Annotated in this window: 14 protein-coding genes; 3 read left to right on the top strand and 11 right to left on the bottom strand. The window is 65.5% G+C overall.

The window, feature by feature from the left end; translation table 11 throughout:
• Window positions 1-12 precede the first annotated feature (12 nt).
• Window positions 13-735 carry a GcrA family cell cycle regulator gene (locus L8F97_RS04515; protein ID WP_242146863.1) on the top strand — a complete coding sequence of 241 codons (723 nt, stop codon included), beginning with the start codon at window positions 13-15 and terminating at the stop codon, window positions 733-735.
• A gap of 626 nt (window positions 736-1,361) precedes the next feature.
• Complete coding sequence (locus tag L8F97_RS04510; RefSeq protein WP_242146861.1) at window positions 1,362-1,631, top strand: hypothetical protein; 270 nt, start codon at window positions 1,362-1,364, stop codon at window positions 1,629-1,631.
• A 54-nt stretch (window positions 1,632-1,685) separates the two neighbouring features.
• Here the strand turns inward: L8F97_RS04510 and L8F97_RS04505 are convergent, their stop codons facing one another.
• Window positions 1,686-2,843, bottom strand: coding sequence for an N-acetyltransferase (locus tag L8F97_RS04505; RefSeq protein ID WP_242146859.1), 1,158 nt, complete (start codon window positions 2,841-2,843; stop codon window positions 1,686-1,688).
• 141 nt (window positions 2,844-2,984) lie between these two features.
• Between L8F97_RS04505 and L8F97_RS04500 the strand changes: the two genes are divergently transcribed.
• Complete coding sequence (locus L8F97_RS04500; RefSeq protein ID WP_409928996.1) at window positions 2,985-4,076, top strand: fatty acid desaturase family protein; 1,092 nt, start codon at window positions 2,985-2,987, stop codon at window positions 4,074-4,076.
• Window positions 4,077-4,094: 18 nt separating this feature from the next.
• Here the strand turns inward: L8F97_RS04500 and L8F97_RS04495 are convergent, their stop codons facing one another.
• From L8F97_RS04495 to phoU, 10 genes are all read right to left on the bottom strand, one after another.
• On the bottom strand, window positions 4,095-4,394 hold the full coding sequence (locus L8F97_RS04495; RefSeq protein WP_242146857.1) for a putative quinol monooxygenase: 300 nt from the start codon (window positions 4,392-4,394) through the stop codon (window positions 4,095-4,097).
• Between the two features lie 5 nt (window positions 4,395-4,399).
• Window positions 4,400-5,497 (bottom strand): LPS export ABC transporter permease LptG, encoded by a 1,098-nt coding sequence (gene lptG / locus L8F97_RS04490; RefSeq protein WP_242146855.1) that lies wholly within the window; start codon window positions 5,495-5,497, stop codon window positions 4,400-4,402.
• Entirely contained in the window at window positions 5,494-6,690 is a 1,197-nt protein-coding gene (lptF, locus tag L8F97_RS04485) for an LPS export ABC transporter permease LptF (RefSeq protein ID WP_242146854.1), read from the bottom strand. Before lptF ends, lptG begins: the two co-directional genes overlap by 4 nt.
• Window positions 6,691-6,796: 106 nt before the next feature.
• The gene (locus L8F97_RS04480; RefSeq protein WP_242146852.1) at window positions 6,797-8,764 is read right to left on the bottom strand and encodes an ATP-binding protein; all 1,968 of its coding nucleotides are present in this window, start codon (window positions 8,762-8,764) and stop codon (window positions 6,797-6,799) included.
• Window positions 8,765-8,815: 51 nt separating this feature from the next.
• Window positions 8,816-10,078, bottom strand: coding sequence for a serine palmitoyltransferase (spt, locus tag L8F97_RS04475; RefSeq protein ID WP_242146850.1), 1,263 nt, complete (start codon window positions 10,076-10,078; stop codon window positions 8,816-8,818).
• A 50-nt stretch (window positions 10,079-10,128) separates the two neighbouring features.
• Window positions 10,129-10,371: an acyl carrier protein gene (locus tag L8F97_RS04470; RefSeq protein ID WP_242146848.1), complete on the bottom strand. Its 243-nt coding sequence runs from the start codon at window positions 10,369-10,371 to the stop codon at window positions 10,129-10,131.
• Between the two features lie 64 nt (window positions 10,372-10,435).
• Window positions 10,436-11,341 carry an NAD-dependent epimerase/dehydratase family protein gene (locus L8F97_RS04465; protein ID WP_242146847.1) on the bottom strand — a complete coding sequence of 302 codons (906 nt, stop codon included), beginning with the start codon at window positions 11,339-11,341 and terminating at the stop codon, window positions 10,436-10,438.
• Window positions 11,342-11,396: 55 nt separating this feature from the next.
• Window positions 11,397-12,503, bottom strand: a complete 1,107-nt coding sequence (proB, locus tag L8F97_RS04460; protein ID WP_242146845.1) for a glutamate 5-kinase — start codon at window positions 12,501-12,503, stop codon at window positions 11,397-11,399.
• A 21-nt stretch (window positions 12,504-12,524) separates the two neighbouring features.
• A complete protein-coding gene (gene phoB / locus L8F97_RS04455) occupies window positions 12,525-13,217 on the bottom strand; it encodes a phosphate regulon transcriptional regulator PhoB (protein WP_242146843.1) in 693 nt (230 codons plus the stop codon).
• A 4-nt stretch (window positions 13,218-13,221) separates the two neighbouring features.
• Window positions 13,222-13,923: a phosphate signaling complex protein PhoU gene (gene phoU, locus L8F97_RS04450; protein ID WP_242146841.1), complete on the bottom strand. Its 702-nt coding sequence runs from the start codon at window positions 13,921-13,923 to the stop codon at window positions 13,222-13,224.
• Between the last annotated feature and the right edge of the window lie 10 nt (window positions 13,924-13,933).

Here is a 13,933-nt window from a genome sequence, read left to right as displayed (position 1 = left end):
GAAGATTGTTGAATGGCCTGGACCGACGAACGGATCGATACGCTGAAAAAGATGTGGGAAGACGGCCAGACCGCCAGCCAGATCGCGGAAGCGCTTGGCCAGGTCAGCCGCAATGCGGTGATCGGCAAGGCACATCGCCTTGGTCTGCAATCGCGCCCGTCGCCGGTAAAGCCGAACGAGCCCGCCGCTGCCGCCGTCGAAGCTGCGCCCAAGCCGGCCGCCGAGGCGCCCACGCCGAAACCGGTCGTCGCTGCGCCGCCAGCACCACCACCACCGCCGCCGCGACCCGCCGAAGTCGCGCCGGAGCCTGCTGTGCTGCCGGTCGACACGGATGAGGCCGACGACGAGGACGAGATCGAGGAGCGCACTGCCGCACCAGCGCCCGTCGCAGCCCCGCAGCCGGTGTTACGGTCGGTTGGCCCCGGCGGGTTCCTACGTCAGTCGCCCGGCGAACAGCAGGCGCCGATCACGCCCGCGCCGCCGCGCCGGCTGGTGCCCGCCAAGCCCTCCGCCGACATGGCAGGCAAGACAAGCCTGCTCGATCTCAGCGACCGAATTTGCAAATGGCCGCTCGGACACCCCGGCGAACCGGACTTCCACTTCTGCGGTGACAAGGTGAATCCTGGTTTTCCGTACTGTGTGGCGCATTGCGGCCATGCGTATCAGGCGCAGCTCCCGCGCCGTGATCGCCGCCCCCCGCCGCCGCTGCCGTTCGGTGGCCCGCGCGTTCGCTGAATTGCATACGGGATCACCGCATTCCCTGCGGCGATCCCGTTTCGTGTGCCGTCGCCGAGTGCGCTTCGGTGCGCGCAGATTTGATACTTCAGTCCACGTTCCGTGGGGATCCGGTCTGCCGTTGCGCATGACCAAGTCAAATCTTGTCCAGGTTCAAACCGAAAAGATACCCGTTGTTACAGTACGATCCTGACGGTCGTGCGCGGCGGATCGAGCCATCTCATCAAAGTCCGGTTTCGCTAACGGCGGTTGATACTTCAGCCGCGAGAGCGGGCTACGTAAAGCCGGCTCTTCGAGGGTTTCAAAATGGTTAGCGCAACTCGTGATCCGACGGCTGTTCGGTCGAGTGCCGTCGTCTCACCTTAGAACCTAGCACCGCAAGCTGGCCCGCGCAGATGACCCGAGCGCATTATGATCGTACCGTGTCAGGCTTACGACGACGGCAGCCAACCTAATTTGCTGACCAGCCAACATTTAGCGAAAAACGCTACTGATTCGCCGCCTACACCTGTAGTCACAAGCGTGTGCAAAGCTAAGTCTCTGAAGTTACTCGATACAGAAAATTGGCACGGTGCGTGCAAATCCCATGTCGTGGCGCAATTTGCCACGACACGGAGGAAAACGTCATGTTCAAAGTTACCTTGCTCGCCGCTGCCGCCGTCGCTTCGCTCGCTGCAGTACCCTCGATCGCCGCCCCCGTCAGCGCCGGTGCGAACCTGATTGACGGCGCTCCCGTCATCACTCCGGCGACCCCTGCTTCAACCACGCAGCGCGTTCGCGAAACCCGCTACTGCATCATCGCGACGGTCACCGGCTCGATCATTCCGCACAAGGAATGCCGCACCCGCAAGGATTGGATCGACCTCACCGGCATCGACCCGCTCGCCAAGAACTGAGGGCGCAGGGATGTTGTTGCGGCGCCCGGCTCGCTCCGGGCGCCGCGCCCCGGCTCACAGAGCCTTTTCGTAGACCTGATAGATCTTGTTGATGTCGCAGTTGATCGTCTCGGCGATCGACCGCATCCCTTGATTGTCGTCGAGGATCCAGCCGATCTCACTGCGGGTCGATCCATAGTTCGCCACCGATGTACGGCGGATATATTCGATCATCATGAAGGCGAGCTGGCTCGCCATGCGCGATGCCTGCAATTCCTTCACAACACCCATCAGCGGCACGCGCATCGTCCGTACCTTGGGTTTGCGCAGCCACCACAGCAGCTTGATGACGTTGAACGGGAACAGATTGCCCTTGAACGGGGCGATCGCCTCATTGAGATCCGGCAGCGTAATCATGAACGCCACTGGCCGGCCATCCAGCTCGGCGATGCGGATCAGGTCGTTGAACACGATTGGCTTCAGCTTGACGCCGACGTCCTTGATTTCGGGCGGGGTGAGGGGAACGAACCCCCAATTGTCCGACCATGCATCGTTGAGGATGGCGAGGATGATCGCCGCTTCTTCATCGAATTTGTTCTTGTTCACCTCGCGCACGACGATGCGCGGGTTCTTTTCGCCCGATTTGATGATGCGCTGCACGATCGGCGGGAATTCCTTGCGGATGTCCAGCTCGTAGGTGAGCAACTGCTTGACCGAATGATAGCCCGCCCGCTCGATCCAGCCGCGATATTCGGGTTTGGCATGGCCCATCATGATCGTCGGCGGATGGTCGTAGCCTTGGATCAGCAGGCCCGGCTCCTCCCAGATCGACATGCTGATCGGTCCCAGCACGCGGTTCATGCCTTGCCCGCGCAACCAGTCCTCCGCCGTCTCGATAAGCGCTGCGGCGATCGTTTCGTCTTCCGCATCGAGCAGGCCGAACTGACCGCAGCCCGGGCCGAAGCCCTGATCGCTCGGCATCTCCAGCGCGAGCGTGTCGATATGCGCGGAGATGCGGCCAACGACGGTACCGCCGCGCTCGGCGAGGAACAGTTGCGCCTTGGCGTGGCTGAACCAGCCGTTCTTCGCGGGCGTGATGAGCCCGAGCGCTTCACCTTTCAGCGGCGGCACCCAGTTGGGATCGTCCTTGTACAGCCGGAAGGGCAGGTCGATGAATTTCTTGCGATCGGCCTTGCTGTCAATCGGCCGGATCTTGAAATCTCGTGTAGCCACGGTAGTCCCTCTCGCTGCAGCGTCGCGCACTCCCGTCGCGCGCGCTGCACAAGCCGCAGCGCGCGCGCTACGTCAAGCGGTTACCGGCTGCCCCTGTCACTGCCACCATAAAGCCACTATGTTGGGCCAATGGATACACCCATGACGAGCACGACCTTCGCGCCACGCGACACCGCCGACGTGGCACCCGTGATGCGCACAGTTCCCGGCCGCACGCTGGACGACAAGGCGATGCTGCGCGCCGCCGCCGATCTCACACGCGAGCTGCACACGCCCAACCCGGCGATTTACTGGACCGATTTCCTCGGCTCGGCGGCGGTCGGATATGCGGCGCTGGCGGTGGCGATCCTGTGGGTGTCGCCTTGGGCGATCCTTGCCGGTGTCGTCGCGGTGCTTGCGCTGTACCGCGCGGGCAGTTTCGTTCACGAGATTACGCACATGAAGGCTAGCGCCGTTCCCGGCTTCCGGCTGGGTTGGAACCTGCTGTTCGGCATCCCCATGATGGTGCCGTCGTTCATGTACGAGGGTGTCCACAACCTCCATCACGCGCGCACGCGCTATGGCACCGTCGAAGATCCCGAATATCTTCCCCTCGCGTTGATGAAGCCCTGGACGCTGCCGCTGTTCGTGCTGACCGCGCTGCTCGCGCCGGTCGCGCTGGTCCTGCGCTACGCGGTACTGGTGCCGCTGGCGCTGGTGTTACCGCGCTTGCGCAAGTGGTTGGTCGAACAGGCATCGTCGCTGGCGATCAATCCGGCGTTCCGGCGTCGTCCGGCGGAGGGTGATGCGCGTACGCGCTGGCTGTGCATGGAGGGTGCGGCCAGCGTTTGGGCTGTCTCGCTGGTAGCGATGGTGGCAACGGGGGTGATACCGCTTCGTGCGTTTGCGATTTTTCTTGGCATTTATGCGATGTCGACCCTGCTCAATCAGGTTCGGACGCTCGTTGCCCATCTATGGGAGAACGATGGCGAGGCGATGAGCGTCACCGCGCAATATCTCGACAGCGTCAACGTGCCGCCGCCCAGCTACCTGCCGTTCCTGTGGGCGCCGGTCGGCTTGCGCTACCATGCGCTGCACCATCTCGTGCCGAGCGTGCCATACCACGCGCTCGGCGAGGCGCATCGGCGCCTGGTTGCTGTCGTTGGCGAGGCATCACCATATCACGGCGCGAACCACACAGGGCTCGGCGTGCTGGTGCCGAGACTGGTGCGCAGCACGATGCGGCGGCGCTAAAGCGTCCGAGCGTTCAGGTCAGATCGCCCGGCCTGCGTCGATTTCGTATAAGGTCAGCGACCGCTCACCGATGCCGAATGTCGGCCAGGCTGCGCGCCACGCCGCGATGTGTGGCGCCTGAAAGTGCGCGTCGAGTGCGGCGCGGTCGCGCCAGCGTTCCTTGACGTGGATCAGGCCTGGATCGAGCACGTCCTCGGCATAGCCATATTCGATACAGCCATCCTCACGCCGTGACGCCGTCGCCATTGCCGTCATCGCGCCTCGCGCGGCGGCGACATTCTCCGCCGGCAGCCGGATCGTGCCGATGATGAGCAGCACTGCCGTTATTCCTCGGTGCGGATCAGCACAGTCTCGCCGATCATCAGGAACAGCAGGAACGCACCCCAGGCCGCGAGGAACGGCGGGTAGGCGCCGAGATTGCCCATCGCCAGCGCGAAATTATCGGCGACGAAGTACAGAAACCCGAGGCCCATGCCGATCACCGCACGCACGAAGAGCTTGCCCGATCGCGCGATGCCGAACGCCGCCACCGCACCGAGCAGCGGCATCAGCATCGCCGAAAGCGGTCCCGACAGCTTGTGCCACAACGTGCCCTCCAGCGATGCCGTTGGCCGGCCAGCGGCGTTCAGGTCGTCGATGGCGGAATGCAGATCGGCAAAGGAAAGGCCGTCCGCATCGACGCTGGCGAGCGAGAATTGATCCGGCCGCACGCCGTGTCCGATCACGATCGAGCCGACCGCGACCGCCTTGTCCGCAGCGATGTCGAACCGTGTTGCCGGCCACACCCGCCAGCCGTCACCCTCGCGCTTGCCATGCGGTGCCTTGATGATCCGCTCGAGCGAGCCGCCCTCACGATCGAACAGCGTAACATCGCCGAGAATCGCCGCGTTGCCGCGCCCCTTGATCTGGCCGACCTGGATCAGATCGTCACCATCGCGCACCCATACGTTCGACCGGTCGCCGCGGTCGATCGGCAGCGGGCCGTAGTTGACCTTCTGCCATTGGTCCAGCGTGGCGGTCGCGCGCACGACGATCCGGTCGTTGAAGCCGAACGACAGGATCGCGACACCGAAGCTCGCCACGATCAGCGGCGCGAGGATTTGATGCGCCGACAAACCGGAGGCCTTCAACGCGATGACCTCGCTGTTCTGGTTCAGCGTCGTCAGCGTGATGATCGCGCCGAGCAGCACCGAATAGGGCAGGAAGGTCGAGAGGATCTGTGGAATACGCAACCCGACATAATGCCAGATCTGGGCATCGCCATTGCCATGGTAGGCGAGGATTTTGCCGGATTCGGTGAGCAGATCGAGCGACTGCAGGATCAGCACCAGCACGCCGAGGATGGCGAAGGTCCGTACCAGGAACAACTTCGCCATGTAGATCGCGATCGTCCGCGACGGGAACAGCGAGGACGCTTTCATGCCTTTGCCCCCCGGCGGCGGTTGGGCAGCAGCCGGCGGATCGCCTTGGCCGCTTTGGACGCGCCACGCTCAAGCGCGCCGATCGGCTGTCCGCCCGGCACGAACGCGATCGTATAGAACATCCAGAGCACGAGGCTGGCGAATAGCAGGAACGGTCCCCACAACGCGATCACCGGGTCGATCTTGCCAAGCCCGCCGACCGCCATGCCGTATTCGTTCACCTTGTGATACGCCACGATCATCACGATGCCGAGGATCACACCGAGCGCGGAGGACGACCGTTTTGGTGGCACGCCCAGCGCAAGACCGAGCAGCGGCAGCAGGAACATCGTGAAGACCTCGACGATGCGGAAGTGGAACGCGGCTCGACTGGTGTCGCGTACCTGCTTGTCGGCGCGTGGATCGTGCCCGTTATGCGCCAGGGTCGGCAGCGTCATCTCCAGGTTGCTGCTGCCCTGGCTGCGGAAATTCTCCATTTTCGGCAGCGCGATCGGCAGATCGTGCGAGGTGAAGGTCAGCACGCGCGGCGTTGCGAAATTGGCCGCCTTGTTGACCATCGTGCCCTGCGTCAGCCGGAATATGATCTCGTCCGGGTTGTCGGTGGCGAGGAACTGTCCGGATTTCGCGGTGACCGCATACCACGCGCCCTTCTTGTCGGCATATTGCACGAAGATACCCGACAGCTTGCGTCCACCCTCCCGGCTACGCTCGATCCGTACCGTGCCGCCGTTGGGAAAGTGCGTGAATTCACCCACCTTGATCGACGCACCGAGCGCACCCGTGCGCAGCTCGAACCGCAGCTTTTCGTAGGAGTAGCGCGCATCCGGCTGAATGAAGCCGACGATCGCGAAGTTCACCGCCGCCAGTGCGATGGCGTAGAGGAACGGCACAAACAGCATCCGCGGATAGCTCATGCCGACTGCCCGCATCACATCGAGTTCGGACGTGGTGGCGAGCCGGCGGAATGCGAGCAGCACGCCGAGCAGTAGCCCGATCGGAATGCCGAGGCCCAGATATTCGGGCAGCAGGTTGGCGAGCATCCGCCACACCACGCTGATCGGGCCGCCCTCCGTCGCGACGAAATCGAACAGCCGCAACATACGGTCGAGCACGAGCAGCATCGCGGAGATGATGAGCGTCGAGAACAGCGGCACTGCGATCAGCCGGGCCATGTAGCGGTCGATGGACTTCATGGGGCGGGCTGCGACGCCTTTTGCAAAAAAGAGGGAGTGCAGAGGAACCGAGGGGTCCGGAAGCGCCGGGCTATATCGGCCTATCGCGTGCGCGTCAGCTACGAAATCACTCGGCGGCAATGTCCTGTTCGGCGTTCGCCTCCGCGCCTGCACGTGTCGCGGTGGCGGCGGCATGGATGGCGGCTTCCAGTGCCGCGATGGTGAAGGGTTTGCGCAACATGCCATGGCCGCCGAACTCCGCCTCGTTCGCCTCTCCCGCGAAGCCGGTCACGAACAGCACCGCGAGATCGGGCCGTTGCCGTAGCAGGCCGGCGACCATCTCAGGACCAGTGCGGCCCGGCATCAGCACGTCGGAAATGACCAGCGAGAGCGCAGGGTTGCCGGCGAGCACGTCCGGCGCGACAAGCGGATCGTCACACGCGATCGTGCGGTGGCCGAGTTCCTCGAGCGCACCGATCGTCGCGGCCAACACTCGTGGATCGTCCTCCACCACCAGAATGTCCAGTGTCGCTGCCGGAGTCGCATCTTGCGCGGCAGGTGCGGCTACGGCCGGCACAGGCTCGGCTGCGTGGCGCGGGAGGTACAGCGTCACGGTCGTGCCCTCACCGGGCGCGGAGCGAAGTGCGACTTCCCCTTCGGCCTGACGGACGAAGGCGAACACCTGGCTCAGGCCAAGCCCAGTACCCTTGCCGATCGGTTTGGTCGTGAAGAACGGCTCGAACACGCGCTCCATGACCGCAGGCGTCATCCCCGAGCCGCTGTCCGACACGGCGATGCTGACATACTCGCCGGCAGCACATGCGCCGACCGCACCGGCGCACAGTGCGGTGCCGGCGGTGGTGATGGTGAGTTGCCCGCGGCCGTCCATCGCGTCGCGCGCGTTTACCGCGAGGTTGAGGATCACATTCTCAAGCTGGTGCCGGTCGATCCGCGTGTGCCAGCCGCTGCCCGCGTCGATGACTTCCACCCTGATCGCATCGCCCAGCGTGCGGTCGAGCAGGTCGGACATGCCGGCCACCAGCGCGCCCGGCTCTACCGCTTCGGTCCGCAGCGCCTCCTCGCGTGAGAAGGCGAGCAGGCGTTTGGTCAATGCCGCGGCCCGGTGAGCACCCTCGGTTGCGCTGTCGATGTGGCGGACGGCGGCCTCACTATCGCAGGCGATCTGCCGCCGCGCGAGTTCCAGCCCGCCAAGAACGACCGCGAGCATGTTGTTGAAATCATGCGCGATTCCACCGGTAAGCTGGCCGATCGCTTCCATTTTCTGGACCTGCCGCAGCCGCGCCTCCTGCGCACGCAACTCGGCGGTGGCATCCGCGACCGCGATCTCCAGTTCCTCGGCCCGCGCGCGTTCAGCAGCGGTCTCGGACTGCGCCATCGCCTCGAACCGCAGCGCCTGCACCATCAGCCAGCCGAGCACGATGGCCCCGATCACGATCAGCACGCCAAACATTGCGAGCACCTTGGCGACGTCATTGGAGCGTGCGACTGCCTGCATCGCCCCCGTGGTCCGCCGGTCGAGCAGCGCATGTTCGCGCGCGGAGATCTGGTCGAGCGAGGCGGTGATTTGGGCAAGCGAGGGCGCGGTGCCGGCGCGGTAGAACAGGCCGAGCGCCTGATTGTTCTTCTTGTAGCGCGTGCTGAGTGCGATAAGATCAAGCTCCGCCCCGCGCGCCTGATATGCGGTGTCGAGTTGAGCGATAGTCTGCGTCTGATCGGGATTGTCGATCGTATCGCGGCGCAGTTTTTCGATCTGCGAACCGGCAACCTGCCAGCGTTCGGAATATTTCGCGCCCCAGTTGCGATCGCCGCTGATGACATAGCGGCCAAGTGCGGCCTCGGCATCGGCGATGGTACCGGCGAGCGTGCGGGTGAGGATCATCACCTCGTAACTGTCGCTCTGCCGCTGTCGCGCCTCGTCGCGCTGGCGGTTGGCGTTGGACAGCGTGAGGATCAGCCCGACCAGCACCGACACCCCGAGCAGCGCGATGACCGCCAGCGTGACGGTGCGCCACGCCGCGGCAGAGCTCTGCTCCACCCCGAAGTCGGGCGTCGCATAGGCTTCGGTCCCACTCATGGCGTTGGTATTTACCCTGTCGCGCGCTCTGGGGAAAGCTACGACTTCCCCCTAGGCAAGCGCGCCGACCGCATGGCCAGCGGTCTGGAACATCGTGAGGATCGTCTCGACCTGCTCCGCGCTATGTTCCGCGCATAGCGAGCAACGCAGCAGATACGTGCCGGCCGGCGTTGCGGGCGGGCGTGCCATGTTGACGTACAGGCCGCCCTCCAGCAGCGACTGCCACAACGCCACCGCCTGCGTCTGGTCCTTGAGGATCACCGCGATGATCGCCGATTGTGGCGTGTCGGTGCCGAGCGTGTAGCCCATATCCTTCAGGCCGCCGTGCAGCCGCTTCGAGTTGCGCCACAGGTGCGCGCGCTTCTCGCCGGCGTGCATCAGCTTGCGGATCGAGGTGGCGGCGGTCGCCACCACCGATGGCGGCAGCGAGGCGGTGAAGACGTAGGGGCGGCACACCAGCCGCATCACGTCGAACTTCGGATGGTTCGACACGCAGAACCCGCCGACCGTGCCGACCGACTTGGAGAAGGTGCCCACCACGAAATCGACGTCGTCAGCGACGCCCTGTTCCTCGTACACGCCGCGTCCGTTCGGCCCGAAGAAGCCCATGCCGTGCGCCTCGTCGACCAGCACCATCGCGCCGTGCTTCTTGGCGACCGCGACCATCTCCGGCAGCGGTGCGATATCGCCGAGCATCGAATAGACGCCCTCCAGCACGACCAGCTTGCCCGGCTCCTTCGGCAGACGGCCGAGCCGCTTGTCGAGGTCCTCGACCGAATTGTGGCGGAAGCGAACGATCTCGGCATTGCCGAGCGCGCAGCCATCGTAGATCGAGGCATGGCTGTCGGCATCGAGGATGATGTACTCACCCTTGCCGGCGATCGTCGAGATGATGCCGAGATTGGCCTGATATCCGGTCGAGAACACCATGGCGTGGTCGGTGCCGTAGAACTCCTTCAGCGCATCCTCGCAATCCTTGTGCGGGGAGTAGGTGCCGTTGAGCACGCGGCTGCCGGTGGTGCCCGCGCCGAACGTGTCGAGCGCGGCCTTGCCGGCGGCGATCACGTCGGGATCGAACGTCATGCCCATGTAATTATAGGTGCCGAGCAGGATGGTTTCCTTGCCCTTGATGATCGCCTGCGTCGGCGATTTCACCTCGTCCATCACGATCGCGAACGGGTCACGCACACCGGTCGCCATCAACGCCTCGCGTTCGGCGATCAGCGCGTCGAATTTCGCGAACAGGTCGTGTTCCGGCGCGACCGCGGCAGGCGAGACGGGCAGGGCTTCGGCGGTGGCAGCGGCTTCGGTCATGTCATTCTTTCCCGGGCCGTTCGCCCCAGCAGGACGAACGGGTAAGAGGTTCAGGCCTTGAGGCTCATCACGGCGTCGACCAACTGGCCAACGGTCTCGATCTCAGCCTGCATGTTCATCGTGATGATGATGTCGAACTCGTCCTCGATCGCCGCCACGAAGTCCATCACGGTCAGGCTGTCCCACTCCAGATCGCCCTGAAAGGTCGTGGCGTCGGTCAGCGCGACGCCCTTCTTGTTGAATGGCGCGATCTGGGCGGTGACGGTTTCGAAGACTTGGGCGCGGTCGCTCATGAAAATCCTTTGGAGTGTGGCCGCTCGGGTGTTGCCAAGCAAATGCGGCGGCATTCGGACAATTCTATAGCAGGCCGTGCGCACGATACCATGCCGCCGTCGCGGCGAGGCCGTCGGGCGTGGCGATTTGCGGAACCCACAGCGCAGGATCAGGCGCGCGGGCCGGGTCGATCGTCCAGTCGGGGTGGCAGAAATAGCCGACCCGATCCGCCGTCAACTTGGCCTTGGTGCCACGCGTCAGCCGGTCGATCCGCGCGGCGGCGAGCATCACCGGTTTGGGCAGGCTGAGTGCCAGCACCCTGCGCCCGACGGCGGTGCCGATCGCGCGTGCGAACGCGCTGTGCGTCCAGCCACCCGGGCGGCCATCATCCGCCTCGTAGATGACGCGCCCGGGATCATGGGCGACCAGCGCGAGCAGCAGCCGCACCAGATCATCGACGTGGATCACCGCCAGCCTGCCCGGCGGCGGCAACAGCGCGAGGCCGAGCTTCGCCACCCGGAACATCTCGCGCATTTCCATGTCGCCGGGACCGAACACGGCGGTCGGGCGCACCATCGTCCAGTCTAATCCGGAGGCGGCGACCACCTCCTCCGCGCCGTGCTTGGACCATCCATAAGCGGAAAGCTGCGGCTCGCGCGCGGCAAGAGAGGAGACGTGGACGAAACGGCCTATGCCGGCCGTGCGCGCGGCATCCACCACCGCTTGCGTGCCGGCGATATTACCGGCGGCGAACGCCGCGCGGTCTGGCGCGTTGACCACGCCTGCGACGTGGATGACGGCATCCACGCCGGCGACCAGTTCCGACAGCGCGGCGCCATCGTCGAGCGCGCCCGCGATCCACGCGATGCCCTCACGCGGTGGTTGCGCACGACGGGTGAGGGCGCGCACCCGATGCCCGTCGGCAAGCGCGCGTTCGATCAGCCGCTTGCCCACGAAGCCGGTGCCGCCGGTGATGGCGAGGGTGGTCATGGCCTGATGCGTCCTTCCCGGGCGGAGGTGCTAGCGGATGAGCGGGGTGCGCGCGTCACAACAGCGCCATGTAATTGCGATGGACGAGCGCGGCACGCGGCGCATAACCGAGGATCTCCGCCAACTCGCCACTGCGCCGTCCGGTAATCAGCCCGGCCTCCTCGGCATCATATTCGGCGAGGCCGCGCGCAAGCGCCCGCCCGTCGGCTTCGCAAATCGCCACCAGGTCGCCGCGCCGGAAATGACCCTCCACCCGCGTCGCTCCGGCGGCAAGCAAACTCGCGCCGCTGCGCAACGCAGTCGCCGCGCCGGCATCGACATGGATCGTGCCGCGCGCGGTCAGCCCGCCCGCCAGCCACGCTTTTCGTGCGGGTGCCGACTTCTCCGCCACGAACACAGTATGCCGCGCCTCGACCGACAAGGGCCGCTCGATCCGCCCGCTGGCGATGGCAAGGTGCGCGCCCGCCGCATTGGCGATCCGGGCGGCGGCGATCTTGGAGACCATCCCGCCCGAACCCATGCCCGAGGCAGAGCCGCGATCCGCCATGCCCTCGATACGATCGTCGATCCGTTCGACCCGCGCGATATGCTCGGCGCCGGGCAGGGCAGGGTTGCGGTCGTAGAGTCCGTCGATATCTGACAGCAGCACGACGCCCTGCGCGCCGGCCGCCTGCGCGACCCGCGCGGCGAGCCGATCATTGTCGCCGAAGCGGATCTCGGCGGTCGCCACGCTGTCGTTCTCGTTGAGCACCGGCACCACCCCGAGCGACAGCAACCGGTCCAGCGTGGCGGCGGCGTTGAGATAGCGGCGGCGATCCTCGAGATCGTCCAGCGTGACGAGGATCTGCGCGGCAGTCAGCCCTTCGTCGCCCAACGTCTCCGCCCACACCTGGCTAAGCGCGATCTGCCCGACCGCCGCGGCGGCCTGCGCATCCTCGAGACTGGCGCGGCCACCTTTCGCCAGCCCAAGCCGGCGCGCGCCCAGCGCAATCGCGCCCGAGGACACGACCGCGACCTGTTGGCCGGCGCGGGTCCGCTCGGCGATATCGGCGGCGATGCCGGCCAGCCACGCCCGCCGCACCCCGCCAGCGCTCTCGACAAGCAAGGCCGATCCGATCTTGACGATCAGGCGCGGGCAGGTGGCGGGCGGAAACAGATGCATCGCCCTGCCGCTTAGCGCCCCTTACGCGCCCGAGTCGAGCGCGTAGCCCGCCGAACGCACCGTGCGGATGATATCCTGCCGGTCGTCGCCGTTGATCGCTTTCCGCAACCGCCGGATATGCACGTCGACGGTGCGGCTCTCGATATCGCTGTCGTGTCCCCACACCGCGTCCAGCAATCGTTCGCGCGAGAACACCCAGCCGGGATGTTCTAGGAAATGCTTGAGCAGGCGGAACTCGGTCGGCCCGAGCGGGATCACCTCGCCCGCGCGGCGCACCTTATGCCCCACCGTGTCCATCTCGATATCGGCATAGGTGAGCTGTTCGCCCGCCAGCGCCGGGCGCACCCGGCGCAGCACCGCGCCGACGCGCGCGACCAGTTCACGCGGCGAGAACGGCTTGGTGACGTAATCGTCCGCGCCCGTTTCCAGCCCGCGCACGCGGTCCTCCTCCTCGCCCCGCGCAGTCAGCATGATGATCGGCACGTTCGCCGTCTCCGGCATGCGGCGCAGCCGGCGGCACACCTCGATACCGGACAGGCTTTCCACCATCCAGTCGAGCAGCACGATATCCGGCGTCGCCTCCTTGGCGAGCAGCAGCGCCTCCTCACCGTCGGGCGTCTGCTTCACGTCGAAATCCTCGCGCTTGAAATGCCAGATCAGCAGTTCGGCGAGCGCGGCATCGTCTTCCACCAGCAACATCTTGACGCGAGCCATGTGCTTACTCCCCTTGTTGCAATACGAAGGCGCCGCGATCGCGCTCGGCCATGTGCGTGCCGGTCGCGGCGAAATAGACCATCTCGGCGACGTTGGTCGCGTGATCGCCGATCCGTTCCAGGTTCTTGGCGATGAACAGCAGGTGCGTGACCTGGCCGATCGTCGCCGGATTCTCCATCATGTGCGTGACGAGCACGCGGAACAGGCTGTTGTAGAAATCGTCCACCGCGCGGTCGCGCGCGCACACCTGTTGCGCGGCGGCGGCATCGCGCGCGGCGAACGCGTCGAGCACGTCGTGCACCATCTCGATCGCCAGCGCGGCCATCGCCGGCAGCACCGACAGCGGCTCGATATCGCCGTGCGAATCGATCAGCGGGGTGCGCTTGGCGATGTTCTTGGCGTAATCGCCGATCCGCTCGATCACGCCGGCGATTTTCAGCGCCGCCACCACCTCGCGCAGATCGTCGGCGAGCGGCGCGCGCAGCGCGATGATGCGCACAGCCAGCTCCTCCGCCTGATGTTCGAGCGCGTCGAGCTTCTTGTCGTTCCGCACGATCTCGGCGGCGGTTTCAAGGTCGTGGTTCTTCAGCGCCTCGATCGCGTCGCCGATCGCCTGTTCGGCCATGCCGCCCATCTGCGCGATCAGTCCGCGCAACTGGCCGATCTCGTCGTCGAAAATCTTGATGGTATGTTCGTAGGTCGCCATTGCCCGTCCC

It is taken from the genome of Sphingomonas sp. BAUL-RG-20F-R05-02 (assembly GCF_022662305.1).
GTDB lineage: Bacteria > Pseudomonadota > Alphaproteobacteria > Sphingomonadales > Sphingomonadaceae > Sphingomonas.
This window is presented reverse-complemented; position numbering and strand designations above follow the sequence as displayed.